Source organism: Rhizobium sp. CB3090, assembly GCF_029714285.1.
GTDB lineage: Bacteria > Pseudomonadota > Alphaproteobacteria > Rhizobiales > Rhizobiaceae > Rhizobium.
The window spans coordinates 1,644,977-1,671,926 of the sequence record NZ_CP121663.1 but is presented as its reverse complement, the minus strand read 5'-3'; the positions used below and the strand labels follow the sequence as shown (position 1 = coordinate 1,671,926).

25 protein-coding genes are annotated in these 26,950 nt (G+C 58.2%); 9 read left to right on the top strand and 16 right to left on the bottom strand.

All coding sequences use genetic code 11. The annotated features are described in order from the left end of the window. Positions 1-121: 121 nt before the first annotated feature. The 4 genes from QA646_RS26415 to QA646_RS26400 all read right to left on the bottom strand — a co-directional run bounded on the left by QA646_RS26415 (position 122) and on the right by QA646_RS26400 (position 6,302). Positions 122-1,381, bottom strand: coding sequence for an arsenic transporter (locus QA646_RS26415; protein WP_283059689.1), 1,260 nt, complete (start codon positions 1,379-1,381; stop codon positions 122-124). Further along, entirely contained in the window at positions 1,378-4,548 is a 3,171-nt protein-coding gene (locus tag QA646_RS26410) for an efflux RND transporter permease subunit (RefSeq protein ID WP_283059688.1), read from the bottom strand. The genes QA646_RS26415 and QA646_RS26410 overlap by 4 nt, the downstream gene beginning before the upstream one ends. After that, a complete protein-coding gene (locus QA646_RS26405) occupies positions 4,545-5,702 on the bottom strand; it encodes an efflux RND transporter periplasmic adaptor subunit (RefSeq protein ID WP_283059687.1) in 1,158 nt (385 codons plus the stop codon). Before QA646_RS26405 ends, QA646_RS26410 begins: the two co-directional genes overlap by 4 nt. Positions 5,703-5,795: 93 nt before the next feature. Then, entirely contained in the window at positions 5,796-6,302 is a 507-nt protein-coding gene (locus QA646_RS26400; RefSeq protein WP_283059686.1) for a hypothetical protein, read from the bottom strand. A gap of 136 nt (positions 6,303-6,438) precedes the next feature. Here QA646_RS26400 and QA646_RS26395 point away from each other — a divergent pair, with 136 nt between their 5' ends. Together QA646_RS26395 and QA646_RS26390 are read left to right on the top strand one after the other, a co-directional pair. Further along, a complete protein-coding gene (locus tag QA646_RS26395; RefSeq protein ID WP_283059685.1) occupies positions 6,439-7,098 on the top strand; it encodes a response regulator transcription factor in 660 nt (219 codons plus the stop codon). Then, positions 7,098-8,486, top strand: a complete 1,389-nt coding sequence (locus tag QA646_RS26390) for a HAMP domain-containing sensor histidine kinase (protein ID WP_283059684.1) — start codon at positions 7,098-7,100, stop codon at positions 8,484-8,486. Before QA646_RS26395 ends, QA646_RS26390 begins: the two co-directional genes overlap by 1 nt. A 186-nt stretch (positions 8,487-8,672) precedes the next feature. Here the strand turns inward: QA646_RS26390 and QA646_RS26385 are convergent, their stop codons facing one another. From QA646_RS26385 to QA646_RS26375, 3 genes are read right to left on the bottom strand one after another with little or no spacing between them, the layout of a single operon-like run. Then, a complete protein-coding gene (locus QA646_RS26385; RefSeq protein ID WP_283059683.1) occupies positions 8,673-9,713 on the bottom strand; it encodes an ABC transporter ATP-binding protein in 1,041 nt (346 codons plus the stop codon). A 2-nt stretch (positions 9,714-9,715) separates the two neighbouring features. Next, positions 9,716-11,506, bottom strand: coding sequence for an ABC transporter permease subunit (locus QA646_RS26380; protein ID WP_283059682.1), 1,791 nt, complete (start codon positions 11,504-11,506; stop codon positions 9,716-9,718). A gap of 44 nt (positions 11,507-11,550) precedes the next feature. Next, the gene (locus QA646_RS26375; RefSeq protein ID WP_283059681.1) at positions 11,551-11,772 is read right to left on the bottom strand and encodes a hypothetical protein; all 222 of its coding nucleotides are present in this window, start codon (positions 11,770-11,772) and stop codon (positions 11,551-11,553) included. Positions 11,773-11,845: 73 nt separating this feature from the next. Between QA646_RS26375 and QA646_RS26370 the strand changes: the two genes are divergently transcribed. From QA646_RS26370 to QA646_RS26350, 5 genes are all read left to right on the top strand, one after another. Next, positions 11,846-12,802 carry a LysR family transcriptional regulator gene (locus QA646_RS26370; protein WP_283059680.1) on the top strand — a complete coding sequence of 319 codons (957 nt, stop codon included), beginning with the start codon at positions 11,846-11,848 and terminating at the stop codon, positions 12,800-12,802. Between the two features lie 74 nt (positions 12,803-12,876). Then, positions 12,877-14,217, top strand: a complete 1,341-nt coding sequence (gene lysA, locus QA646_RS26365) for a diaminopimelate decarboxylase (RefSeq protein ID WP_349254266.1) — start codon at positions 12,877-12,879, stop codon at positions 14,215-14,217. A gap of 2 nt (positions 14,218-14,219) precedes the next feature. Continuing rightward, positions 14,220-15,086 carry a diaminopimelate epimerase gene (dapF, locus tag QA646_RS26360; RefSeq protein ID WP_283059678.1) on the top strand — a complete coding sequence of 289 codons (867 nt, stop codon included), beginning with the start codon at positions 14,220-14,222 and terminating at the stop codon, positions 15,084-15,086. 50 nt (positions 15,087-15,136) lie between these two features. Further along, positions 15,137-16,243 carry an ABC transporter substrate-binding protein gene (locus QA646_RS26355; RefSeq protein ID WP_283059677.1) on the top strand — a complete coding sequence of 369 codons (1,107 nt, stop codon included), beginning with the start codon at positions 15,137-15,139 and terminating at the stop codon, positions 16,241-16,243. A gap of 42 nt (positions 16,244-16,285) precedes the next feature. After that, complete coding sequence (locus QA646_RS26350) at positions 16,286-17,296, top strand: succinylglutamate desuccinylase/aspartoacylase family protein (RefSeq protein WP_283059676.1); 1,011 nt, start codon at positions 16,286-16,288, stop codon at positions 17,294-17,296. A gap of 154 nt (positions 17,297-17,450) precedes the next feature. Here QA646_RS26350 and QA646_RS26345 read toward each other — a convergent pair whose 3' ends face one another. After that, positions 17,451-17,882, bottom strand: a complete 432-nt coding sequence (locus QA646_RS26345; RefSeq protein ID WP_283059675.1) for an Lrp/AsnC family transcriptional regulator — start codon at positions 17,880-17,882, stop codon at positions 17,451-17,453. Between the two features lie 136 nt (positions 17,883-18,018). Between QA646_RS26345 and QA646_RS26340 the strand changes: the two genes are divergently transcribed. Further along, positions 18,019-19,122, top strand: coding sequence for a saccharopine dehydrogenase family protein (locus tag QA646_RS26340; RefSeq protein WP_283059674.1), 1,104 nt, complete (start codon positions 18,019-18,021; stop codon positions 19,120-19,122). Positions 19,123-19,284: 162 nt separating this feature from the next. On the opposite strand, the gene QA646_RS26335 is transcribed toward QA646_RS26340, so the two are convergent. After that, positions 19,285-19,656 (bottom strand): nuclear transport factor 2 family protein, encoded by a 372-nt coding sequence (locus QA646_RS26335; protein WP_283059673.1) that lies wholly within the window; start codon positions 19,654-19,656, stop codon positions 19,285-19,287. 121 nt (positions 19,657-19,777) lie between these two features. On the opposite strand from QA646_RS26335, the gene QA646_RS26330 reads away from it, so the two are divergent. Continuing rightward, on the top strand, positions 19,778-20,131 hold the full coding sequence (locus QA646_RS26330) for a helix-turn-helix domain-containing protein (protein WP_283059672.1): 354 nt from the start codon (positions 19,778-19,780) through the stop codon (positions 20,129-20,131). A 136-nt stretch (positions 20,132-20,267) separates the two neighbouring features. Here QA646_RS26330 and QA646_RS26325 read toward each other — a convergent pair whose 3' ends face one another. From QA646_RS26325 to QA646_RS26295, 7 genes are all read right to left on the bottom strand, one after another. Further along, a complete protein-coding gene (locus tag QA646_RS26325; RefSeq protein ID WP_283059671.1) occupies positions 20,268-20,618 on the bottom strand; it encodes a cupin domain-containing protein in 351 nt (116 codons plus the stop codon). Then, positions 20,611-21,279 carry a cysteine hydrolase gene (locus QA646_RS26320; protein WP_283059670.1) on the bottom strand — a complete coding sequence of 223 codons (669 nt, stop codon included), beginning with the start codon at positions 21,277-21,279 and terminating at the stop codon, positions 20,611-20,613. The genes QA646_RS26325 and QA646_RS26320 overlap by 8 nt, the downstream gene beginning before the upstream one ends. Beyond that, positions 21,279-22,829: an ABC transporter ATP-binding protein gene (locus QA646_RS26315; RefSeq protein WP_283059669.1), complete on the bottom strand. Its 1,551-nt coding sequence runs from the start codon at positions 22,827-22,829 to the stop codon at positions 21,279-21,281. Before QA646_RS26315 ends, QA646_RS26320 begins: the two co-directional genes overlap by 1 nt. After that, positions 22,826-23,527: an isochorismatase family cysteine hydrolase gene (locus QA646_RS26310; RefSeq protein WP_283059668.1), complete on the bottom strand. Its 702-nt coding sequence runs from the start codon at positions 23,525-23,527 to the stop codon at positions 22,826-22,828. The genes QA646_RS26315 and QA646_RS26310 overlap by 4 nt, the downstream gene beginning before the upstream one ends. Positions 23,528-23,627: 100 nt before the next feature. Beyond that, entirely contained in the window at positions 23,628-24,554 is a 927-nt protein-coding gene (locus QA646_RS26305) for an ABC transporter permease (protein ID WP_283059667.1), read from the bottom strand. After that, positions 24,554-25,684, bottom strand: coding sequence for an ABC transporter permease (locus QA646_RS26300; protein ID WP_283059666.1), 1,131 nt, complete (start codon positions 25,682-25,684; stop codon positions 24,554-24,556). Before QA646_RS26300 ends, QA646_RS26305 begins: the two co-directional genes overlap by 1 nt. 20 nt (positions 25,685-25,704) lie before the next feature. After that, complete coding sequence (locus QA646_RS26295; RefSeq protein WP_283059665.1) at positions 25,705-26,832, bottom strand: BMP family ABC transporter substrate-binding protein; 1,128 nt, start codon at positions 26,830-26,832, stop codon at positions 25,705-25,707. Positions 26,833-26,950 lie beyond the last annotated feature (118 nt).

Below are 26,950 nucleotides of genomic sequence, written 5' to 3'. Positions count from 1 at the left end.
AGATACGGCAACATGACTTAGCGACCAACCAACGGACAGCGCAAGGCCAAATTCGACCATATTTATCGGCGGAGGGCACGGCCATGTTCGGATCGAAAACGCGCCGAAGCAACCTGAGAATTCAATGCTCCAGGAGCAGGACTGCGAGCGACGACAACAGCGCAGGAACCATCACCACTGCCCCCACCTTCAGAAATGAGCTCGCACTGACGCTCAAGCCCTCCCGGCGAAGCGCCGAAAGCCACAATATCGTGGCAAGCGAACCCGTCACAGAAAGGTTCGGACCCAGATCGACGCCGATGAGAACTGCGCCCGCGATGCGATCCGAAACTTGCGCGGCTTGGACGGCGCTTCCTGCGAACAGTCCGGCGGGCAGGTTGTTGACGAGGTTGGAGAGAAACGCGACGCCTATGCCAGCGATGGCGATCGCCCGCGACTCGGACTGCAAGCTGATCGTTCTCAGTTCCTCGACAAGCACGGCAGTCACGCCAGTATGATTGATAGCCTCGACGATGACGAACAAGCCGCCCACCAGCGGCAGCACGCTCCAGCTCACGTCTCGGATAATGCCGATCGGATGCTGCCGGACGTTTGCCAGAACGAGCAGGGTCGTCACGGCGCCGGCGATAAATGTGGGAATGCCGAGGTTAAGATGCATCGCCGATGCCGCGAGGAGCAAGATCGCGGTCAAGATCAGGCCGCCTCCGGCCAGTTTGGCAGAGAGCGTCAGTCGCGGGCGCTCGACCTGCGGAGCGATCGTGTCGTCTGCCAAGGCACGCCGCTGGGACCAATAGAGGGCCATGAACGTCAGGGCGATCGACACGATGGATGGCGCCAGGAATGTGCCCATCCAACGGGACAGCGGCGGCATTTCACCGCCCGCAAAAATCACCAGATTGGCAGGATTGGAGATGGGCAGCACGAAGCTTGCAGCATTGGCGATGAATGCGCAGATCAGAAGATAGGGAAGCGGATCCTTCACGTTGGCTGCGCGACATGCCGCGTAGACGGCCGGCGTCAGGACAACGGCCGTCGCGTCGTTTGAGAGCAACGCAGTCACGATGATGCCAACGACATAGACAAGTACGAACAGCCGTCGCGAAGATCCCTTCGCGTATGAGGTGGCTATGACGGCGATCCAGTCGAACAGGCCTTCCCGCCGAGCGAGTTCCGATAGCAGCATCATGCCGATCAGAAAGAGATAGACGTCGAAGCCCTTGGTGATCCCGGACCATACCTCCGCAGGTGGTATGATGCCGAGGATGAAGATGAGCATTGCTCCGCCGACAGCCCAGACGGCTTCGGGTAGCCGAAACGGGCGGGTGACCACCCCAGCGGCAGTGGCTGCGGCGATGGCTGAGGTATAGAGCGGTGTATTCATGCTTTGCCTCGGATGTGAAATTTCTGATCGACGTCCTGGTCCGCACGTCGAGCTTCAATCTGCCCAGCAGTCTTGTCACGAAGCTTGTCAAGCAACAGGTAGATGACGGGGGTCGTATAGAGGGTCAGCAATTGGCTGACCAGCAGCCCGCCGACGATGGCATAGCCGAGCGGCTGGCGCAGTTCGGAACCAGCTCCGTGCCCGATAGCGAGCGGCAGTCCACCGAGAAGGGCTGCCATCGTCGTCATCAGGATAGGGCGGAAGCGCATCTGGGCCGCTTTGACGATGGCATCCTCGCTGCTCAAGCCTTCGCCTCGCTCTGCCTGGATCGCGAAATCGACGAGCATGATGCCGTTCTTCTTGACGATGCCGATCAGCAGGATAATGCCGATCATCGCCACGAGGCCGAAGTCGAACCCCGCCAACCGCAAGGCCAACAAGGCTCCGAGACCTGCCGAGGGCAGGGTGGAGAGGATTGTCAGGGGGTGAATGAGGCTCTCGTAGAGGACGCCGAGAATGATGTAGACGACCACCAGCGACGCCAGGATCAACAATGGCACCGTACCAATGGAATCCTTGAAGGCCTTGGCGCTTCCGGAGAAACTCGTCTGGAGCGAAGCCGGCGGATGCATTTCGGCGACGGCGCTCTCGATCGCCTGTGTTGCTTCCCCAAGCGCTGTGTCTGGCGCCAGGTTGAAGGAAATCGTTACGGCTGGCGACTGGCCCTGGTGCGCGATCGAGACCGGAGATACGCCGTCCGTCGTCCATTTGGCGACGACCGAAAGCGGAACCAGAGTGCTGTTGTTTGCTCGAACCGAGAGACGGTCAAGCGTAGCGATGTCGCGCTGCAGATTTGGCAGAACCTCGAGGACGACCCGGAACATATCAGTCTGGGTTGAGTACGACGCGACCTGCCGCTGACCGAAGGCGTCGTAAAGGGTCTCATCGATCGTGGACGGGAGGACGCCGTAGAGCGAGGCGGCGGCACGGTCTATCATGATCGACAGATTGGGAGCTTCGGCTTGCTGATCGCTGCCGACATCGCGTAGCGCGGAGATATCCTGAAGACGGTTCGTTATCTTCCTTGCCCAGTCGCTCAGCTCCTGGATATCGGCGTCCTGCAGCGTGAACTGATACTGGGTCTTGGCCGGACGCGCTCCGATGTTGATATCCTGCGCCGACTGCATAAAGAGCTTGATGCCTTGCTGGGCGGCCAGTGCCGTGCCCAATCTGTCTATGACTTGCTTGGCACTTGCATCCCGATCTTCCAACGGTTTCAAAGTGATGTTGACATGACCCTGATTGAGTGCGTTGCCACCATTGCCGCCGCCGATATCCATGAACACGCTATAGACGGCCGGATCCTTCATGATGATCGCGCTGACGCGCTCCTGCAGCTTGGCCATTTCCGTGAAGGAGATATCGGGCGAGGCCTGCGACAGGCCGGCGATGAAGCCGGTATCCTGCTCGGGGAAGAACCCTTTCGGAGCGACAATGAACAGGTAGGCTGTCGCAACAATCGTGCCGATAAAGACGATGAGCGTCAGGAACCTGTGGCGGATGATTGGCTTCAGGCTGCGGATGTAAAGGGCGGCAAGGCAGTCGAAGAAGGCTTCGCCAGCCCGATAAAAGCGTCCATGCTGATATTCACCGATCGGACGGATGAACTTCGATGCCAGCATAGGTGTCAAGGTTAGAGAGACGATCGCGGAAATCACGATCGCGACGGTCAAGGTGATCGCGAACTCGCGAAATAGCCGGCCGACAATACCACCCATCAGGAGGATCGGGATCAACACGGCGATCAGCGAGAGGCTGATCGAGACGATCGTGAAGCCGATTTCTCGAGCACCCGTGCGTGCTGCCTCGAGCGGCTCGACGCCACCCTCGATGTGCCGGGTTATGTTTTCGAGCATGACGATCGCATCATCGACGACAAAGCCGACGGCGACCACGAGTGCCATCAGCGAGAGATTGTCCAGGCTGAAGCCGAGAACCCACATCGGCGCGAGGGAGCCGGCGAGTGCGATCGGCAAAGTCAGCACCGGAATGATGGTGGCCGGCAGGCTCCGCAGGAATAGGAAGATCACGACGACGACAAGGCCGATCGCCAACATCAGCGTGAATTGGACATCATCGACCGATGCCCTGATCGTGGTGGTGCGGTCCGTCACCAGCTCAAGCTTGATAGACTTCGGCAGCGATGCCCGAAGTGCGGGCAGTTGCGCTTTTACGGCATTGACGACAGCGATCACATTCGCGCCGGGCTGGCGGAAGACGTCGAGCGCGATGCCACGCTCGCCATTCGTCCAGTGCGCCATCTTTTCATCCTCAGCGCCATCAATCGCTTGGCCGATGTCCCTGATACGAACCGGCCCTCCGTTGCGGTAGGCTATGACGGCATCATTCCATTCGGCGCTGCTGCCAATCTGATCGTTCGTGTAGATCGGGAACGTTCGGGTCGGATCGTCGATGTTTCCCTTCGGGGCGCTGAGACTGAGATTGCCGATTGCGGTGCGGACGTCCTCCAGGGTGACGTCTGCCTGGGCTAACCTACCGGGATCGACCGCTATGCGGATTGCCGGCTTTTGCTTGCCGCCGATGTTTACGAAGGCGACGCCGGACACCTGGCCGATCTTCGATGCGACGTTGTGCTCGATATACTCATCGAGTTCCGGAAGGGTAAGGGTGTCCGAACTAGCGGACAATTGCATCACCGGAGCGTCGGCGGGATTTGCCTTATGCACAGTCGGCAAGGACGTCATGTCCTTTGGGAGTTGACCTGCCGCTTCGCTGATGGCGGTCTGAACGTCGCTCGCCGCGGTCTGGATATCCTGATCGAGGCCGAACTGCACCGTGATCGACGACGTCTCCAACGAACTGTTGGAGGTCATCTCCGTAATGCCGCTGACATGCGACAGAGCATCCTCGATCGGTTGGGCGACGCTCGCCGCCATCGTCTCCGGTGATGCACCGGGAAGGTTTGCGGCAATCTGTATGGTCGGGAAGTCGATCTGCGGCAGAGCCGAAACCGGCATGAATGGATAGCAGATCGCACCGAGCAGGAAGATGCCGCTCATGATCAGTCCGGTCGCGACTGGATGTGTGATGAAGAAGTCGAAGAACCCATCGGCTCTTGCCGAGGCGGTGTCGCGCTCGCTGATCATGGCGTCGCCCCTTCGGCGAGTTCCCCCGTCGGCAATCCGGACCAAGGGGTGACCGAAACCTTGACGCCATCGCCGATCCGCGACTGACCATCCATGACGACCTGCTCGCCGTCCCGTATGCCGTCGATCACGAGCGCCCTCGCGGCCGTGACGAAAGCCGTTTTGACCTCCCTCCTTTCGACTTTGCCCTCAGGCCCGACGACGTAAGCGTAGAGGCCGTCGCGGCCTCGGGCGAGCGCCTTATCCGGAACTACGACGCCGGCCCGTTTTTCCACTGTCAGCGTCGTCGCAACCGGAAGGCCCGGCCAGAGGACGCCATCCTTATTGTCAAAGGTTGCCTTGAGATGGATGGAGCCATTCGAGGCGTCGACGGCATTGTCCACGGTGGTCAGCTTACCCTTAGCAAGAGTGTGGCTGCCGTCGGTGCTTGTCAGCGTAACCTCGGCGACACCACGAATAAGGGCGTCCCTGATTTCGCCAAACCTGTCGCCCGGCGCAACAAAGGAGACGGCGATGGGGTCCATCTGCGTGATGGTCACGATCCCGTTGGCCGAACTCGCGCTTATAACGCTTCCAACGTCGACCTGCTTGAACCCGGTGCGCCCGGAGATAGGCGCGGTGACGGTTGCAAATCCGAGTTGAGTTTCTGCGCTCTCGATAACAGCTTCGTCATACCGCACCGCGGCCGCGTACTGCTCGCTGGAGGCAGTTTTCTGTTCGAGGGTGGAGGCGGAGGCAACGCCTTTTTCGGCGAGTGTCGCATAACGTTGCGCGTCTGCGCGCGCACTGCTTAATTGCGCCTCGTCCTGAGCTTTTTTTGCTTTGGCGGAAGCCAGTGCGGAGAGGAGTTCGCGGTCGTCCAGTTTCAGGAGGACGGCTCCCTTCTCCACCATCTGCCCCTCGATAAAGGGAATGTCGACGACCTGGCCATCGATACGCGGGCGAACTGTGACCGACTGAAGAGGCGCGACCGTGCCTATGCCGTTGATGACCCGATCGATCGTTTCGGTTTGCGCCTTGATGGCAGTCACTGGAACGGCAGGAGCGTCCCCAGCCGACAGGGGAGTGGCGTGGACAGCGACAACGCTTGCCAACGCAACGCCGCACGCGCGCCTGCCGGAGGTGGCAAGCAGTTGAGCCAAAGGACTGATCATGCCTGCCACTCCCGGAAAGTCACCTGATCACGCAGGATTTTCGTTCAATGACCGATCACAGTCTCATCACCGGCGAACCACTTTATCGCTGCGTCATAGCTTCATTCGCCGCAGGGCGTCTTCCAGAGGTCTGCGATGCGGAGGTGGGCCGGGTGGCGGGCGAAGTACGTCGGTCTTGCCGTCCTGATGGATGATATAACGGGCACGCAGGAAGCCCTGATCGAAGCGACCTTGAACACTGACGGGCTCGCCAATGCTGACAAGCTTGCCGTTGTCACCGGCAGGCCCCGTTTCGATCAATGCGCGACCGCTGTCGTCCTGAACGATGAATTTGTTGCCGTAGATCTCGGCGACCTTGCCCTTGACGGTCACTACGCTCACATCGTCCTTCAGGCTCGATATCGACACGGGAGTCAAAGGTGCCAATTCGATACTGGGGCGGATGAATTTCATTGCGGCTGCACCACCTGCCGCTCCAATGGCGAGGGCCGCGACGGCTGCAATGCCAAAGGCGGCAAGGTGAGTGGCTGGCTGGCGCTTCGGTCCTTTGCCCCGCCCTTGCTCCAGCGATGTTTGGGGAGCGTCGTTTTCGTCAGACATGGTATTGTCTCCCGTTCGTTTGACTGGAGAACAATAGCCAGCATGAGCTCGATCCACGCTGAATGTTGCGGTTCAGTTTCAGTTAAGCAAAGTCGCCGTAATTCATTGCGAACAACCGGTCACAACTGAGTGTGATATGCGAGTCCTCCTGGTCGAAGATGATGTCGATCTTTCCAAACGTATCGCGGCAAGCCTGCGGGCGGAAAACTTTGTGGTCGACATCGCCAAGAACGGAGAAGACGCCGAACACGCCGGCCTGACCGAGATTTTCGACGTCGCCGTGTTGGACCTCGGCTTGCCTAAAATTGACGGCGTGACCGTGCTCAAGTCCTGGCGGAACGCGGAACGGATGCTTCCGGTGCTCGTTCTCACCGCGCGAGACGGCTGGCCTGACAAGGTCGCCGCCTTCAAGGCGGGAGCTGACGACTTTCTGACGAAGCCGTTCAAGATCGAGGAACTCATCTTACGTCTTCGTGCTCTGGTGCGGCGGGCCACGGGCCACGCTGCCTCGGTGATCACCTGCGGAGACCTTTCGTTCGACGCGCAACTCGGGACGTTCGAGCTCGCGGGACTTCCGTTGAAGCTGACGGCATTCGAATGGCGGGTATTGTCATGCTTGATCCTGCGCAAGGACGTGATCGTGGATAGGCGCGAACTTGTCGAGCGGGTCTACGAGGGAGACGCGGACGTGGATTCCAATTCGATTGAAGTGATCATCGCCAGACTTAGGCGCAAGGTTGGTGCCGACAGGATCGAGACGGAGAGGGGACGCGGCTATATGCTGAGGGCTGATTGATGACCATATCATGGCTGTCACCGCGCAGAACGATTGCCGGTCGCCTGATCGCGTTTTCGATGATCTACGCTATGGCAGCATTGATCGTAGCCTCCTTTGTCCTCTGGTTCATCGTTGCAGGTGTGGTCGGGCAACAGGTCGATCAGCGGCTCGATCTGCAAATCGACGCCGTTCGCGGCGCCCTGGTCCCAGGCGCGGATGGCGTGCTTGGCCTCTCAGGCAATCTCAGCGGCCCTCCCTTCGATCGTACGGGTTCCGGTTGGTATTGGCAGGTCACCGCTGCTGGCCGGCATCTATCCTCCAAATCACTTGATGGCGGTAGCATTGCCAGTCCGCCGCGGGCGATTGACTGGAGACGGCTTCTTATGGGACGGCCGCAGCCGGCGGACGGGCCTGGAGACAAAGGCGAGGCACTCCATTTTCGTGTGGCGCGGACCTTTGTGGGCGGTGAGGCAGTCGAAATACTCGCGACCGCCCCAGAAGTCGCGCTGACGGCCCCCGCTGTACGAGCGCTCGCATTTCTGGTGCCGGCGATGCTGGCTCTTGGCGCCATTCTCGGCGTGGGGATCTTGTTTCAGGTCCGATACGGTCTCTTGCCGCTCCGTGCGTTGTCTGGACAGATTTCAGAAATATCCTCAGGGCGACTCCGTGAACTGCCGCGAACCGAGGTCGATGAACTTCGCCCCGTCATCGGAGAAATCAATCGTCTGGTTGAGCACAATCGCAAGCGGCTTGCCGAGACCCGGCTGCAGTTTGCGAACCTGGCACATGGGCTGAAAACGCCGGTCGCCAGCCTTTATCTCGCCCTCGATAGCAAGAATGACCCGACAGGCGAGGCGCGGCACCTTGTTGGTCGAATTGATCGGAGGATTCGACATCACCTCGGAAGAGCGAGGGCTGGAGTTTCCGAGGCAGGATTAGCTTCGTCGACAGATCTTCGGTCGCGTGTGGACGACATAGTTCAGATGATGTCGAAGCTCTATGCCGACCGGCATCTTAGTATCATCACAACGGTCGGTTCCGATCTCCGCATAAGTTGTGCGCCGGAGGATACCGACGAGGTTCTCGGTGGGATCATCGACAACGCGTTCAAATGGGCAGCAAGCTCAGTTCGAATAACCAGCGCCGTCGAAGGCGCTATGGTGCTGATCTCGATAGAGGACGATGGGCCAGGTATTGAGCAAAGCCGGATCACAGAGGCGATGAAACCGGGCGTCAGGCTTGACGAGACCGTTGCCGGCGACGGCTTCGGGTTGTCGATCGCCAAGGAGGTTGCCGAGCTATATGGTGGATACGTCAAATTGCAAGCCGGGCCGGAAACCGGGCTCGTTGCTGTCGTGGCGCTACCGGATGCACGCGGGCGGAGTACTTCGTCGCCGTCTTCTTAACGGTGCGTAGGAGCTTGCGGGTAGAGAATTAGAGGTACCGCGTGTTCGCACGGAACGACAGTGCTCGCGCTTCCTGCTGGGTGCGCCCCGGACTTCTGCGCCGTGTCAACTTTGAACATGCCGTGCTCGATAGCATGTCCATTTGACAGTCGCTATATCGCACCCAAGACGCCCAAAGACGTGATTTTAGCCGTCTAGAACGACTACGTCATCGCTTTTCCAGCTCAGAAAAACGTCGTCGCCCGGGCTATATTGCTCGTACTGCTCGAGCCTTGGCTTTGCGACGATCTCGTGTCTGCCGGCGTTGATGATGTAGCGAGTGGCCTCGCCAAGGAAAACGGTCTCTTTCATTCGACCGGCCATCGCTCCCGGGCTAGGCTGACGGGAGATTCTGATACATTCAGGTCGGATCATGACCGCACAGTTATGTCCCGCCTTCGAAGGAGCGATCGCAAAAGTCGCTCCATCGCTGTGGAGGCGGCCATTGTCATTCATGCACTCGATCAGATTGGATTCTCCGACGAAGGTGGCAACGAATTTGGTTCTCGGTTTGTGGTAGAGCTCCTGCGGCGTCGAAAGTTGCTCAATAACCCCGTCACGCATGATTGCGATCCGATCCGAAAGCACAAGAGCTTCGTCCTGGTCATGGGTCACGAACAAGACGGTCATGCGGAACTGTTGCTGAATCCGTTTGATCTCGAATTTCAGTTGTTCTCGCAGATGCTTGTCCAGCGCTCCCAAGGGCTCATCCATCAAGAGGACCTTCGGATCGAAGACGATCGCGCGGGCAAGAGCCACTCTTTGCTGTTGGCCGCCGGACAATTCTCGCGGGAACCTCTCGGCTAGGGCCTCTAGCCTCGTGATACCGAGCACATCGGCGACTCGTTTCCGAACTGTGTCGTCTGATGCTTTGCGGACGCGAAGTGGGAAGGCAATGTTGTCCGCTACGCTCATGTGGGGGAATAGCGCGTAGTTTTGGAACACCATACCGATCCCTCGGAGATGGGGCGGCATGGAGAGTATAGAGCGGCCATCTATGAGGATGTCGCCGGAGCTGGGCGCATCGAAGCCGGCAAGCAGCTTGAGCATCGTTGATTTGCCGGAGCCGGAAGGCCCAAGCAACGAAACAAACTCCTCCGCAGCAATTTTGATACTGGTGTTGCGCAGGGCGAAGAAGCTTGCCCCGTACTTGCGCGAAACATTGCGGAATTCAACAGAGGTGCTCATGGTTATGCTCCGGAGACGTCAGGCGTTTTGCGTGCAGGCAGTAATGCCCGGTATTGAGTTGCCACTACGCACAAAATGACGACGGTCACGATGACGCTGGAGGCAGCGCTGAGTGTCGGGTCAAGCTGGATTCGGATGTCGCTCCACATCTTGATTGGCAGGGTTTGCGTCTGCCGGCCTAGCAAAAAGAGCGTTATCAGCAGCTCGTCGAAGGACTGCAGGAATGCCATCAACCAGGCGGCGATGAAGGCCGGCAAGAGTAATGGCAGCGTTATCTTGCGGACCACCAGATAAGGCGGGGCGCCAAGGGTCGATGCCGCATGTTCGATATTTCGGTCGAGACCCCTGAGTGCAGGAACAAGAACGACGACCGTATAGGGCGCGCAAACCAGCAAATGTCCGATTATCAATCCAGGAAATGACCCAAGCAGTCCGAGTTTGGCCATCGATAGATACAGACCAAGAGCAAGGAGGATAAGCGGCAGCATCAAGGGTGCAAGAACAAGAAGGAAAATGACGCGCTTCCACGGGAGCTTTGCTCTAACCAAGGCGAAGGATGCCATGGTGCCGGTTACCAATGCCAGGGATGCTACAATCGTTCCGAGCTTGAAGCTTTGGAAAAGAGCGCTGCGCCAATCGGGGTCTGTCAGGAATTTCTCATACCACTGCAGGGAAAAACCTGGCGGCGGGAAGATGAGAAACGGAGAAGAACTGAACGACAGGACGTAAATGATGGCAAGAGGCGCGAGCAAGAACATGACCACAAGGCCAAGAGCGACCTTCATGAGCAAGGGAGCAAGCCACGCCGGACGGCGCAGGGTGAAGTATAGGCCATCTTCAATCAAGATCAGCGCTGTCTTGAACACTCTCGATGCCGGCGATGTGCGGCCGCCTTTGCTGCGGTTTTTTCCGAGCGGAGATTTTTGTTCGCTTTCCTCAATCGCCCACAATTGTTCGAGCGGAACGAAATGATTTCCGATCGCAAGGACGAGCATCGTCACAATCAGTAGGATGACGCCCAGCGCATATCCGCTCTGAAAATCCAAAAGCGTTGTGATTTGGGTGACCACCAGCTGCGAAATCATCGTATCTGCTGGTCCGCCAAGCAGCGCAGGCGCGATATAAAAGCCAAGCGAGATGATGAAAATCAGCATAGCGGCCGACAAAATGGCCGGTCGGCACATGGGAAGAAGAACGCGGATAAACGCCTTGACGGGGTGGGCTCCCAGGATCTGCGCAGCAGTTACCAGCGAACGGTCAACACGCGTCATGCTTCCATACATAATGAAAATGCCGATCGGCATAAGGACGTGTACCAGGCCGATGTAGACGGCTGTGCTCGTGCCGAGTATCCGCAACGGCTGATCGATGAGTCCCAAATTCTGTAAGGCGATGTTGAGGACGCCACGCCGGCCGAGGATCACCATCCATCCGTAAGTCCGGATCAGGAAGGCTGTGAAGAGCGGGACAAGCAGAACTATACTCAGTAGCGCAAGGCAGCGCTTGCTGAGTGCCGTCATGTAATATGCTATCGGAAAGCCGACGACGATACAGATAATCGTCGTTGTCAGTGCAATCTGCAGACTACGCAAGATCGCACCCACGTAAATCCCGTCGTTCCAAATCGCCCCATAGCGGCTGAAATCGAGCGCTAACCCATTAACGCTTTGCCAGGCTGCGCTTAGAAACGGAAGGATCAAGAAGGCTATAATCAGGATCACCAAGGGGATCAATTGGAGCGCAACCATTGCGTGGCCGCGCAGCAGCTTCCAATCTCTGAAAGACGTCTTCAACACCTTCTTCCCTTCGTGCTGAAGTTCCCTCGACAAGTGCATATTCATCTTCTTCCTAACTCAAGCAATGTTGTGCGTCGATCGAGCACCTGTCCGAGAAAAGCTGCAGACAAGCTTTGGAGGCGCGCATACCGTATTTGTTGAGAGAAGCGATGCACCCTACGCAGGCTCGGCATAGCTGCCACGCCGGGAATACCAAGGACGTTCGGGCTGCCCAGTTCGCCTCCATAAGGAGCATCACGTTCCCATTTTATCTTTTTTTGCATTGTGGCAGCTTCTGCATTATGCGCAAATATCTAATTTGCTGATGATGCATTCAAAACTGATATGGAGGCAGCCATGCGCGTTTCTCTCCGCCACATCGAAGTCTTCCACGTCGTCATGACTTCTGGAAGCCTCACACGGGCCGCTGAGCTGATGCATACCTCTCAGCCAACGCTGAGCCGCGAGATCGCGACGCTGGAGAGATTGCTAGGCTTTACCCTGTTTGAGAGACGCTCGCGTCGGCTTCTTGCAACAGAGAAGGCGGTGTTGTTTCATGCCGAAGTGCAGCGTTCCTACTCCGGGCTTCAACAACTGGTGCAGTCCGCAGAGGTGATACGTGATAACACAACGTCGTACCTTCGGATTGGCTGCCTGCCGCTTTTTTCGAGCTCGATCATACCTAAAATCAGCATTGATTTGCTTCGAGAGCATCCCAACTGCCGCATGACGATGGTGCCGCTGGATCATGCTGATCTGATGCGTGAGCTCCTTGCGCTTCGCTATGAACTAGGGTTGGTTGAGGTTGGAGTGGCAGTCGAGGGAATGCATGTTGACGAGGTAACCGTCGGTGAAGAAGTGTGTGTGCTTCCGGAGGATCATCCACTCACCGCCCTGCATACGATCAGCCCCTCCGATCTGGAGAAGGTCGATCTCATAAGCTATGTCTCAAGTGACGCTTATCATAAGCGCTTTCAGAACTTCTTCGAATCCACGAGCTTCACGAAAAACGTCAAACTGGAGACGACAACGGCAGAAGCGATCTGTTCGTTTGTCCAGCAGGGCTTGGGGGCCGCCCTTGTCAATCCGATCACTGCGCGCTCTTTCTCGGGGCGCGGAGTAGTCGCGCGGCCTCTCTCGGTCTCGATTCCATTCGTCGTCGGAGTTTGTCGGCCCCTTGGCCGGCCGATCTCAGATTTTGCCGCCACTGCCGCGCGCCTGATCGTTCAGGAATGCGAGGCGATCTCAACTGAGCTTCAGCGGCCGGAAGTGTGGCAGGAGAAGGTGTGGAGAGAAAAAGCATATCAGATTTGAATAACGAGACCAAAAACTACGCATTTTTCTAAGGAAACTTTTTCTGAAATAGTTGCGCCAAACCAGGGGCGACCATGAACATGACGACGACAGAAGAAGACAAACCTTCTCAGAAGCTGGATCGGAAGAGCGTTCATCGCGATAGCGTTGGGATTCTGAGCATTGAGGGAGTTCGGCTCGACCATCTCGCCGATGCAGTTGGGACACCGTTTTATGCGTATTCTTCACGAGCAATCACAAACGCCTATCAAGATTTCCGATCCGCGCTCGGACCGGACATCGGCATATGCTACGCCGTCAAGGCCAATGGCAACCTCTCCATAATCGCCCTCCTTGCCGAACTCGGATGTGGCATGGACATCGTGTCGGAAGGGGAGTTGCAGCGCGTTGTGGCGGCCGGAGCACGCAGGGATGGCGTCGTGTTCTCGGGTGTCGGCAAGGCGCGGGCGGAGATAGAAGCAGCCCTTGCCGCCGGAATTCACCAGTTCAATGTCGAGTCTGTCGCCGAGCTCGAGCTGATATCGGCTGTCGCTGCAAGCCATGGTGTTGAGGCGCCCGTCGCGCTACGCGTCAATCCTGATATCGACGCGCTAAGCCATGACAAGATATCCACCGGTCGCAAAGGCGACAAGTTCGGGATATCGATCGACGAGATCGCAAGCCTCTACCCTCGGGCATCAGCGATGCATGGCATCCGGCTTGTCGGGCTTGCGACCCACATCGGTTCACAGATTACCGATTTGGAACCATACCGCAAAGCCTACAAGCGCATCGCTGGTCTGACGCGTCATCTCCGAGATCTCGGCCAAAGCGTCACGCGGCTCGACCTTGGAGGCGGTATCGGGATCGACTACGGGTCAGGATTCAAACTGGATTTGAGGGACTTTGCCTCAGTCATCCGCGAGACAGTTGGCGACCTCAATGCAGAGTTGACCGTTGAACCTGGCCGGAGACTTGTCGGCGAGGCGGGTGTTCTTGTTGCGGAGGTGCTATACTCCAAACCACATGCGGACTTCGATATCGTCATCATCGATGCTGCTATGAACGACCTTCTTCGCCCGGCCATGTACAATGCGGTGCACCCGGCTGAGACAGTCTCCCCAACGGCCTGCCGACCACGAAAGTGCAGAATCGTCGGCCCGGTATGCGAAAGCTCGGATGCTTTCGGAAGCTTCGATCACCTGCCTGAGCTTTCTTCTGGAGACCTTGTCGCGTTTCTCGCTGCGGGCGCTTATGGCGCTTCGATGTCATCCACCTATAACGCCAGGCCATTGATCCCGGAGGTGCTCGTCTCGGATGGGCAGTTTGCCGTCATAAGGCGTCGTCAACCCGTCGAGGACCTTCTAGCGCTCGAGCGAAATCCAGAATGGCACTCCGCATCCAGCGGATCGGAGTTCGGCGTGAAGGCAGGTTGAACATGGCTGTCGATCCTCGACCGCATCAGGCGAATTTTCCGTTCCTCAAGATGCATGGGCTTCGCAACTGCTTCGTGATCCTTGATCTGCGGGGGTCACGTCAGAGGGTTCCCGCTGAAGATGTCCAGCGTATTTGTGACGTGCGGTCCGGTGTCGGTGCGGAAGAACTGCTGACCATCGAGCTTCCAACGGATGCCGGACGCGCAAAGGGCGCAGATGCTTTTATGCGCATCTACAACATCGACGGCGCGGAGGTGTCCGCTTGCGGCAACGCAACTCGATGTGTCGCGCATCAGCTCATGAGGGAGAGCGGTCGCGATATGGTTACGATCGAAACCGCGGCGGATTTACTCCGATGCAGCGCTTCTGGAGATGATGCGGTCAGTGTGCAATTCGGGCCGGTAGGCACTGCTTGGAACGAGATTCCGTTGAGAGAGCCGGCTGACGCTTCGTGTCTGCCGGTTGAATCGGGGCCTCTCAAAGGCGGCTTTGCGGTCAGCGTTGGGAATCCGCATACGGTGTTCTTCGTCGACAAACTCGCAGACGTCGATATTCCGAGGTTTGCACCGTCCATACAGAACCACTCCATTTTTGAATCCGGAACGAATGTTGGCGTCGCCGAGATAGTGGACGCCGGCACCATCAAACTGGCCGTATGGGAACGACCGGGAATGCTTACGGAGGCATGCGGGACCGGCGCCTGCGCCGCAGCCTTTGTCGCTCGTCAACGTGGCTTCATCAAAACCAGTTCGGTGACGGTACACCTGCCTGGAGGGACCCTCCGGATCGATTTGCGAGAGGACGGCGTCATGATGACAGGTCCGGTCGCAACCTGCTGCAGCGGCTATGTGCCGCTGCAGCTCAGTTAATCAAAAGAGCGCGTTTCAGCGCCAGAACCCAGAGGACGAAAGGAACTTAAATGAACGTCAAGTCAATAAACCTCATCGCGAGCGGGATTGCCATTCTGCTTGCTTCCGGGCAGTCAGTTTGCGCTCAGGAGGCTATCCCCGAGAATCTCAAAGGCAAAGGCGAAGTCGTCGTGACTTCGGGCGGCGGCACATGGGAGGACGCCCAGAAGAAAGCCTTCTACGAACCGTTTACCCGCGATACCGGAATTAAAGTCGTTCTTGTTCCGGAAGACCATTCCAAGCTGCTTGCGTCTATCCAGGTAGGACAGCCGGAAGCCGATGTGACTTCAATCCCTGGAGGCTTCCTGGCAGGCTTCGTGAATAAGGGAGCGGTGCAGGAAATCAACTACGGGCTCTTCGACAAGGACACACTCGCCGCGATCCCGGACAATCTCAAAAACAAGTACGGCATCGGAGCGCTGCTATATTCTGTCGGTATCGCCTATGACGAAACTCGGTTCAAAGATCCGTCCAAGGCTCCCAAGAACTGGGGCGATTTTTATAACGTCAGTGCCTTTCCCGGCATGCGCACTCTGCCCAAATGCGAAAAAATGATCGATGGCGGCATGTTAGAGGGTGCGTTGATGGGGGACGGCGTTCAGCCAAAGGATGTCTACCCGATCGATATCGATCGCGCGTTCGCGAAAGTGGCCGCCATTAAGCCCAATGTCAGCCGGTGGTGGACCGCCGGTGCCGAGGCGCCACAGAGCTTGATCGACGGAGAAGTCGATATCGCCGACGCTTACAATGGGCGAATTTTCGCTGCAAAGAAGCAAGGCGCCCCATTGGCCTTTTCATGGGACCAGTCGTTGCTTCAGTATGACTACTGGGTGGTCACCAAGGGCGCACCCAATCGAGACAACGCAGACAAGCTTCTGGCATACATCGCCATGGCAAAACCACAGGCCGCTTTCGCGGAGTTGATCGGCTATGGACCCGTGAATAAGAAGGCTTACGACCTGATCCCGGAGGATTTGCGCAAAACACTCCCGGGTGCTCCAGGCGTTGCCGAGAAGCAGGTGTTCCAGAACTATGCCTGGTGGAACGAAACCGGTGCGGACGGAAAGACGAACTGGGAAAATGCCCTGAAAAAGTGCGTCAGTCTGTTGTCGCAGTAACATCTCTGCCTAACGGCAGTCCCATACAAGGGGCTGCCACTCTTGACCGATATTTTCGAGGAATTCGCAATGCCTGAGCAACTGCCAGAGCAAGACGGAAGCATTACGCCTGGCATCCATCGCCGGCTCCTGCGCTTTTCAAACCCTAGACTCTCAGATTTTGTCTGGCCGCTGTGTGAAATACGCGGCAACCAGCCAGGCCCCCGGCTTTGCATATCGGCGGGTGTGCATGTCAACGAAGTATCGGCGATAGAAGCTGCTGTTCGTCTGCAGAAGTTGTTCGATCCGCAGGAGATGCATGGTTGTGTCGAAATCATCCCGCTGATCAATCAGCCGGCGCGGTTTCAATACAGCGAGTACGTGTGCCCGATCGATGGGCGCAACATCAATTTTTCGTTTCCGGGTAAATCGGACGGGTCCTTCACCGAAGCTCTTTGTGACGCCATCACGACTGAATGGACCAGAGGCGCAGCGTGCTACGTCGACATGCACGGGGGAGACCTGCGGGAAAAGGTGGCGTTCTTCTCGATCTACCAACGCACAGGTGATGACAATTTCGACGCCAAGGCCCGCGCTCTTGCGATGTGCTTCGATGCAGAAATTGTTGTGGGTTTGCCACCAAAGCATATGGAGCAGCCTGGACGCCCGCCGACGGGTTTTGCCCGGCAGCGTCGTTTCTCCATAATGTCCGAGGCGGGCTCCCATGGTGTGGTCGAGCATGATGCGGTGGAATATCATGTGGCAGGTGTTCTGAACATCGCACGCCATATCGGGATTCTGCCGGAAGCGCGCCCGCAATTCGCGAGGGGCCGCGTCCCATGCGACGATTATATTTGGGTGGATTCTCCGGAGGATGGAGAATTCCACGCCGTTGTGGACCCTGGATGCCAGGTTTCCAAGGGCCAGCAACTCGGAACCATTTATAGCCTTTTTGGAGACCCCTTGGCTCCGATCGTTGCGCCGGTTGACGGATTGATGCTCTGGAGAATGACCCACCCGACGCTCAAGGCTGGGATGGCCACGTTAGCGATCGCTGTCGAAGAGCGGCGCTGACAAGAGATGTTTGTCACAAAAGCCCTCCTTGACATCATTGGGACAGAGGGTGACCGGCGCGCCTGACGCCCGATAAGGGGGATGTCTTCGCTACTAGAGCGGCTCAGCTTTTCGCGGAATCTTAGAGCCGCTCTATCTCTTTGTTTTTGGTCGCCTACCGACTGATCCGAGTAGAGAGTATGATCGACGAGAGCGTGCGCTCGACGCCATCGATCATGCCGATTTCGTCGACAAGTTGATCGAGCTCGGAGATCGACGGTGCTTCAATAACGGCGATGAGATCGAACGTGCCGCTTACCGAGTGAAGCGACTTGACTGCTTGGATACGCTGAAGCGTGGCGCAAACCTGCGAGAGTACCTTCGGCGCAAGCGTGATCATAATATGTGCTTTCACCAGGCTCGAAGAGTAAGCATCCGACAGCCTGACGCCATAACCGGCAATTACCCCTTCCTTTTCCAGTCGCTCCAACCGCGCTTGTACGGTCGTTCGTGACAAGAGCAATTTTTTTGCCAATGTCGCGACCGGCATGCGGGCGTTTTCGCCCAGCAAAGCCAGCAATTCGCGATCTTTTTCGGTCGGTTTCATTGTCCCTCGGCAGTCTGATAATGGACTTCGTCTATTTGCAAAATTATATACAGCAAAATGTACTTTTCGCCACTATGATCTGATTAAGTTCTCCCTACACTTATAAAAATCCTGAATGCGAACCAAGGGGATTTATATGAAGGAAATAGTGGTAATTGGTGCCGGCAAGATCGGCGGCGCGATCGCTGTGATGCTCGCTGAAACCGGCGACTACAATGTGATCGTAACGGATCGGGACCAGGTTCAGTTATCAAAGCTGGACAATCATCCGGCGATATCGGGCGTGGTTATCGACATTGCCGACAAGAAAGCGCTTGTCGATCTGCTTCGCGGCAGGTTCGCAGTTCTCTCCGCAGCGCCATTCAATCTCACAGGCAAGGTGGCAGAAGCAGCTCTTGAGGCATCGGTCCATTACCTCGATCTGACGGAAGACGTCGCCACAACCAAAAAGGTCGAGGAGTTGGCGAAGGACGCCAACGTGGCCTTCATTCCCCAGTGTGGTTTGGCGCCCGGCTTTATCTCGATTGTTGCGAACGATCTCGCCCAAAGATTCGATAGTCTGGACAGCGTCCGCATGCGCGTGGGCGCTCTGCCGCAGTATCCGTCTAACGCTCTGAACTATAATCTTACCTGGAGCACGGACGGGCTGATCAACGAGTACATCGAGCCGTGCGAAGCGATCGTGGAAGGCAAGCTGGTGACTGTTCCGGCCATGGAAGAGCGGGAAGAGTTCTCTCTCGATGGCGTCACCTATGAAGCATTCAACACCTCTGGCGGCCTCGGCACGCTCGCTAAGACGCTCGAGGGCCGCGTGCGTACGATGAACTACCGGACGATCCGGTATCCCGGCCACCAGGCTATCATCAAGGCGCTTCTGAACGATCTCAACCTGAAAAACCGTCGTGATGTGCTGAAGGATCTGTTCGAACACGCGCTTCCTGCCACGATGCAGGACGTCGTAGTGATCTTCGTTACCGTCTGCGGCTGGAAGGACAATCGCTATCTTCAGGAGACCTACGCGAACAAGGTCTACGCAAGCGTCGTCGCAGGCAAAATGATGAGCGCCATCCAGGTGACGACGGCGGCCGGCATAACAACGGTTCTTGATCTGCTTGCTTCTGGAAAGCTCCCGCAGAAAGGCTTCGTTTGTCAGGAAGAGGTCACCCTGGCCGATTTCCTCAACAATCGCTTTGGACGGGTCTACGACCCGGAGGCGCTTCGTTTGAAGCAGGCAGTTTAGTCTCAATGTCAAAATGACCAACACGCTGACATCGTTAGATATCGGCGTGTTGGTCCTGCGAGAACAGCGAAGGCAACGTCAGAAACTCATGCGCTCAATTCCGCAGCGCAGGCCTGCCCTCAAGAATAGCTCAAGAAGTTCGATCAGATGAAGGGCGGATGGTCATTCCTGTGCAGTAAATGACCAGTGCGTATGAACGATCCGCCAAGTCCCTTCTGTGCGCCGATATACTTCGGTGCAGTTCCATCGCATCTGTGCGCCCTCGCTGCCGCTATAGGAGTTAAAGCGGAACGTAAGGATAGCGGCGTCCCCGATTTCCTGCACGCTGGGTTCGACCATTTCGTATCTGGGAGCGAAGATTTTGCCGCTCTCGTAATAGGCTGTGAGTTTGTCGAGGCCATCCAGGCGCTTGCTCAGGAACGGATCGAAATAGGTGACATCGGGCGCCGATAGTTCCAGAAAGCCGGATGGATCGCCCGCACACCAACGCTGAAGTGCGGCCTGTTCGAGATGAACGATGGGGTGGGTTTCCATTATTTGATTCTTTGTGTGCAAGTTTCGTCGAGCCGGTGATTGACGCTTTCAGGCAGAATTGCAAGTACGCACAAATAGAGCCTATACCGTCGTATTTGTAAGTAAGGAGCAGGCAAGCAACATGACGCGCAAGCAAAGGCACGCCTTTTATGGAAACTGTCCGGTCGAGGCGGCGCTCGACATCATCGGCGGAAAATGGAAGGCGATCCTGATCTTCCACATTCTCGATGGGACAAAGCGTTTCGGAGAGTTTGGACGGTTGCTGCCGGGCCTGACACAGAGAATGCTTACGACGCAATTGCGCGAGCTGGAAGCGGATGGGGTTATCCTGCGTACCGTCTATCCGCAGGTGCCGCCGAAGGTGGAATACTCCATCACGCCATTCGGACGGACGCTTGAACCATTATTGCGAGAGCTGGCGGTTTGGTCGGACGTGCACGTCAAGCCGAGGTTGAAGCAGCCAGAGGCATCTTGAAGCTTCGCGCGGTGGAACAAGGTCGCCGGTGACCGCTTGCGAGAGTGCAAACAGGCATCGTCCTGTCAAGCGATACTGCCAGCACTGCGATGAAAATAGTGCTGCTAGGCAATGTCGAAGGCGAGTGGCGTCGAATTCATCCTCTTTCCTCCAGTATTTTTACCGGCCGGTCCCATTGGATGAGGACGACGCAGCCGGTGTCGCTCCAGACGGAGTGCTCGGTGCCGGGTGCGTTGACGATGTAACTGCCGCGGCCGTAATCGCCCGCTTCATCGGATTGTACGCCGTCGAGCACGAGAATGGTTTCCAGCCCCTCGTGCCGATGGCGGGGGACCGCAGCGCCGGCTTCGTATCTCAGGAGCGCCACGCCCGGCTGGTCGCCCTCAAAGGGCCGGATCCAATGGATCGTCACCTGATCGCGGAACGGGCCGAATTCCAAATCTTTCCAGCCGCCGGAGGTCAGCAGTTCGCGGGTGGCTTCAGGCATGGGCGATGCTTTCCAATATGTCGTTGACATGGGCCGTCCAGCCGACGATTGCGCCCTGGGCGCGGATCATGGCGATGGCTGCGTCCTTGAACTCCGGAAAATAGCTCTCTGTTGCCTCCTCGGCGAGCAGGCATTCGTACCCGCGGTCGTTCGCTTCACGCATGCTGGTCTGCACGCAAACTTCAGTCGTTACACCCGCGAAGACCAGCTGTTTGATACCCTTCCGCTGCAGCACTTCGCCGAGCGCGGTCGCATAGAAGGCGCCTTTGCCCGGTTTTTCGATAACCACTTCACCTTTGAGCGGGGCAAGCTCCGGCAAGATCGCAGTGCCGGGCTCGCCGGAGATGAGGATGCGGCCCATGGGGCCCTTATCGCCGATCCTAAGTGTGGGATTGCCCCGGTCGCGTTTCGCCGGCGGCAGATCGGAAAGATCGGGCCTGTGGCATTCCATCGTGTGAATGACAGGCAGCCCAGCAGAGCGGAAGCCCTGAATGAGGCGTTTGACATCGGGCACGATTCTGGCAATGCGGCTGACATCATTGCCCAGGCTTGCGCCAAAGCCGCCAGGTTCGGCAAAATCGCGTTGCATGTCGATAACGATCAGGGCGAGCCGGTCATGCTTCACCGGAAAGGCGAAAGGTTCTGCTTTGATCTCCGCCATCAGTGATGCCCCGCCATATGGGCACCGATCACCCCGATATCCGCCGAGCGCGCAGGTGTTTCGTAAACCAGCTTGCCTTCGGAAATCACCATGATGCGGTCAGACATCTCGAGCAGCTCGTCAAGGTCCTCCGAAAGCAGCAAGACGGCGGTGCCGCAGTTACGCGCCGTCATGATACGGGCCCTGATTTCGGCGACGGCCGAGAAGTCGAGCCCGAAGCAGGGGTTGGAGACGATCAGCAGGTCAACCTCGCCTGTGAGTTCGCGGGCGAGCACCGCTCGCTGCACATTGCCGCCCGATAGTGCCGCGATCGGCGAGGAGGAGGAAGCCGTCTTCACCTTGAAATCGGAAATCAGAGCTGTGGCGCGCTTCTTCATCTTGCCCTTGTTCAGCCAGATGGCGTCCCTGCCGTGCTCGTCGAGGTCAAAAGTGCGGAAGGCTAGATTTTCGCTGACCGTCATCCTCGGCGCGCAGGCATTCTGCAGCGGCTCCTCGGGGATGAAGCGGACATTGTTCTTGCGCGTCTCCGACCGCGTCGCGCGGTAGGCGTCGCCGTTGACGATAATCCGGCCGGTTTCCGTAGGGCGCTGGCCGGCGAGGATTTCCGTCAGTTCCTTCTGCCCGTTGCCGGAGATGCCGGCGATGCCGAGGATCTCGCCAGAGCGGACCACGAGATTGTCGATCTCGATGGTTTTGAGGCCGGAACGATCGGGCGCCTTGACCTGCTCGACCTTGAGGACCGGCTTGGCGCCCTCCGGGGTGGGGACGCGACTGTCGAGCTCGGCGAGCTTGACGTCACCGATCATCATCGCCGCCATATCGGCGGTTGAGATTTCACCGACCTTGCCTGTGCCGACCAGCTTGCCGCGCCGCAGGATCGAAACGGCATCGGCGAATTTCGTGACCTCGTGGAACTTATGGGAGATCATCAGCACAGTCAGTTCGCCGCGCTCCGTCATTCCACGCACCAGACCCAGCATTTCATCGGCTTCGGCTGGCGTCAGCACCGAGGTCGGTTCGTCGAGCACGAGAAGGGAGCGGCCCAGATAGAGCTGCTTGACGATCTCCAGCTTCTGTTTCTCGCCGGCTGCCAGTTCGCTCACTGGGCGGTCCAGCGGGATATTGAAGGGCATATGTTCCATGAAGGCAGCAAGATGCTTGCGCTCGCTCGCCCAGTTGATGACGGCAGGCACTTCGGCGCGGCTGATGACCAGGTTTTCGGCGCCCGTCAGTGATGGGACCAGCGTGAAGTGCTGATAGACCATGCCGAGGCCGTAGGTCGCCGCGTCCTTGGGGGAGGCGATGGCCACTTCGCGGCCATCGACGGAAAGCGAACCCGATGTCGCGTGGTAGAAGCCCATGATGCATTTGACGAGCGTCGACTTGCCGGCGCCGTTTTCGCCGAGCAGGGCATGGAAACTGCCGGCAGGCAAGTTGATCGAGACATTGTCGAGCGCGGTGAAGCCGCCGAAGCGCATCGTCATGTCGATCGTATCGATGCCGACAGCTTTGCCGGGTTGCGGGAGTGGCGTGTCGCGGATCGTGCTCATGGCAGCTGGCTCACGAGCGTTTCGGAATTGGAGACGGAGCCGAAGACGCCGCCTTGCATCTTCACCATCTTGATGGCTGCGAGGTGGTTGCCGTAATCGGTCGCGCCGCAGCAGTCTTCGAGCAGCAGGCATTCGAAGCCGCGATCGTTCGCCTCGCGCATGGTCGTGGAAACGCAGACGTCGGTGGTGATGCCGGTCAGGACGATATTCTCGATGCGCTTCTGATTGAGGATCAGCTCCAGGTCGGTGGCGCAGAAGGAGCCCTTGCCGGGCTTGTCGATAATCGTCTCGCCTTCGATCGGGTAGAGTTCCGGAATAATGTCCCAGCCGGGTTCGCCGCGTGTGAGGATGCGCCCGCATGGGCCTGGATCGCCGATGCCTGCGCCGATGCGCTGTGAACGCCAGCGCTTGTTGGAGGGCAGGTCGGCAAGATCGGGCCGATGTCCCTCGCGGGTATGGATGATGTGATAGCCCTTGGCGCGCATGGCGGCCAGAACTCGCCTGATCGGCTCGATGGGCGCCTGAACTAGCGACAGGTCATAGCCCATGTGATCGACATAGCCGCCCTTGCCGCAGAAATCGGTCTGCATGTCGATGATGATGAGGGCCGTATTGCCCGGCCGCAGGGCACCGTTATAAGGCCAGGGATAGGGATCGGCGTCGATATAATGTCCTTTGGTCTCGACCATGGCGTCCATCGTCTTCTTCTCCTATTCACCCGAGTTGCATGTTTTGCCGCAGCGGTTCGGCCGCTTCGATCCGTTCAATGCGCCGAGGCTGAACATGGCTGTTCCCTCCTTATTTCATCAGAGATAACGCGCCCGGCGCACCCGATAGCGAGCGGGTGGGCGAGGAGGTGACGATCATGATGACGAGCGTAAGCACGTAAGGCGCGGCGTAGAATAGATAATAGCCTTGGGTGACCCCGACCGATTGCAGCGCCGGTCCGAGCGCGCCGGCGCCGCCGAAGAGCAAGGCGGCAAGAAAGCAACCGATCGGGTTCCAGCGGGCGAAGATGACGAGCGCCACGGCCATTAGCCCTTGCCCGGAGGAGATGCCCTCGTTCCAGGAGCCGGGATAATAGAGTGAGAGGTAGGCGCCGCCGATCGCCGCCAACGAACCGCCGACGGCGGTGGCGAGCAGACGTACGCGATCCGGGTTGATGCCCATGGCGCGCGCCGCATCCGTGCTGTCGCCAACGACGCGCAGGATGAGGCCGACGCGGGTATTGCGGAAAGCCCACCGGAGCATGAAGGCGAGCAAGGCGCCGATAATAAAGAGCACATTGATGTTCAACGCCGCCTGAATCTGCGGCAGGCCGGACCAGAAGCCGAGCGGGATAGCCGGAAGGTGCGGTGCTGCCGGCTGGATGAAGGACTTGCCGAGGAAGAAGGCGAGGCCCAGGCCGAACTGCATCATGGCAATGCCGATCGCGATGTCGTTTACCTTCGGCCATTTGCAGATCCAGCCATGAACGAGGCCGAAAATGGCGCCGGTCGCCATCGCGACGAGCACGCCGAGCCAGGGCGAGTTGGTCATGACGGCGACTGCGTAGGCCGTCATCGCGCCGAAGACCAACGTGCCTTCCAGGCCGAGATTGATACGGCCAGAGCGTTCGGTGATCGTCTCGCCAAGGCTGACGAAGATGAAGGGGGTGGAAACGCGGATGCCGCCCGCCAGGATCGCCAGCGGCACGCCCCAGACGCCGATGCCTGTCTCTTCCATCAGAGGCTCCTTTTCCAGAGGTCGGGATTGAAGATCTTGAAGCGCCCGTAGAAGGTTTCGCAGAAGAGGATGACGATGAAGAGCGTGCCCTGCAGCACCAGTACCGTGGCATCGGGCAGGCCCATGCGGCGCTGGATGAGGCCACCCGAAGCACCGATACCGCCCAGCAAGATCGCAACGGGGATGATCGCCAGCGGATTGTGGCGGGCGAGGAAGGCGACGAGAATTCCGGTATAACCGTAACCTGCGGCAAGCGAGGCATTGGCGCTCCCCTGCACGGCTACGACCTCGATCATGCCGGCAAGCCCCGCGAAACTGCCGGCAATTGCGGTAAAGCCGGCGATCAACCTGCCGACCGGCAAACCCTGGATTTGGGCGGCACGCACGTTGCCGCCAGCAATGCGTGCCGCGAAACCAAAGCTCGTCACCTCGATGAGAACCCAGGAGAGAATGCAGGCAAAGATGCCGATGACAAGGCCCCAGTGCACATCCATGCCGGGGATGTTGCCTAGCATATAGTCATGCGGCAGCGGCTTGGTGGAGGGCTTGTTAAGGCTTGCCGGATCGCGCAGCGGCCCTTCGACGAACTGGTTCATCAGGGCGATGGCGATGTAGGAGAGCAACAGCGAGGAGATAGTCTCGTTAACGCCGCGATAGTGACGCAGGAAGCCCGCTATGCCAATCCAGATGCCGCCGACTGTCATGGCAGCGATCGCCATGAGAATAAGGGTCAGGAAGACAGGCGCCGCGCCGACGAGCGGCATGGCCGTGGCCGCAGCAGCAACGCCGCCCAGCACGACCGCTCCTTCCCCACCGATGATAACGAGGCCGAGGCGGGCGGGCAGCGCGACGCAGAGTGCCGTCAGGAGCAGGGGTGCGGCACGGCTTAAGCTGTTCTGCACCGAAAACCAGTTGCCGAAGCCGCCGGTGTACATGAGTTGGAAGAGCATGGCCGGCGATTTGCCGACTGCCGTGATGAAGACGGAGAAGAGCACGAGACCGATCAGAATGGCTCCAATGCCGATGACGATCGGCTCGGCCTGCCGCGCGATCCATTCGAGGATGGGGCGCAGCAAAGCCGGCTTGTCGGAGGCAATTGATATTGCGGGATCATTGGCCTGGACGGTCATGGCGCTTCTCTCTTCTCAGTTTACGCCGTGGACCCGACGACGCCCTCGACCAGGTAGTTCATGCTTTCGAGCTCGATCGCATCTTCCGCGTAGCTCTTGCCGGCCGCGACGACTGTGTTGCCCTTGTTGTCCTTCAGCGGTCCCTTAAAGACCGAGAAGCCGCCCTTCATCATGTCGGCATGTGCCGCTTCGAATGCCTTGCGACCGGCCTCGGAAACGCCGGGACCAAGCGCGCTCATTTTCACGAAGCCGTCTTTCAGACCGCCACGTACGAAATTGCCGAGCTTTTCGCCGGCCTGCGCCTTCTTGACGAAGTCGCTATAGACATTTCCCCAGGCCCATTCGGCGCCCGTGAGATATTTCTCAGGCGCAAGCGGGCTCTGATTGGCGTGGTAGCCGCAGACGAAGGCACCACGGCCGGCGGCCGTTTCGACGACCACTTTCGGGCTGTCGACGTGGCAGGTGACGACATCGGCACCCTGGTCGACTAGCGCGTTGGTTGCTTCGGCCTCCTTGACGGCGAGCGACCACTCGCCGGTGAAGATCACCTGGCAGATGATGGTTGGATCAACCGTGCGTGCGCCAAGCAGAAAGGCATTGATGTTCTGCAGCACCTGCGGGATCGGCTTGGCGGCGACGAAACCGATCTTCTTGCTCTTCGTCGCGTGGCCGGCGGCGATGCCGTTCAGATACTGGCCCTGGAAAATATAGCCGAAATAGGAGCCGGTATTGGCCGGGTGCTTGCCTTCCTGCCACAGGCCGCCGCAATGGCGGAATTGGATGTCGGGGTATTTCGCAGCCATGACCAGCATGTGCGGGTCGAAATAGCCGAAGGAGGTCGGGAAGAGCAGAGTCGCGCCATCAAGGTTGATCATCGATTCCATCGTCTTCTGGACGTCGACCGTTTCAGGCACGTTCTCTTCTTCGACGACGGTGATGCCAGGCAGCGCCTTGATGGCGGCCGCACCCTCGGCATGCGCCTGGTTATAGCCATAATCATCCTTCGGGCCGACATAGATGAAACCCACGGTGAGAGCGGTCTGCGCGAGTGCGCGGGAGGAGAGGAGGCCGGGTGCTGCGCCGACTACGGCAATGGCGGCAGAAGCTTGAAGGAAATGACGACGGTTCATGGAAAGGAGGTTGGTCATCGGAATTCTCCCCTAAGGCGGTTTATCGGTTCAATTGGCTACGAAAAGTGTATGCAATGGCTGTGCCAATTTTTATTCTATTGATTTTGCATATAAAATTTTTGAATCTGTAAGACTC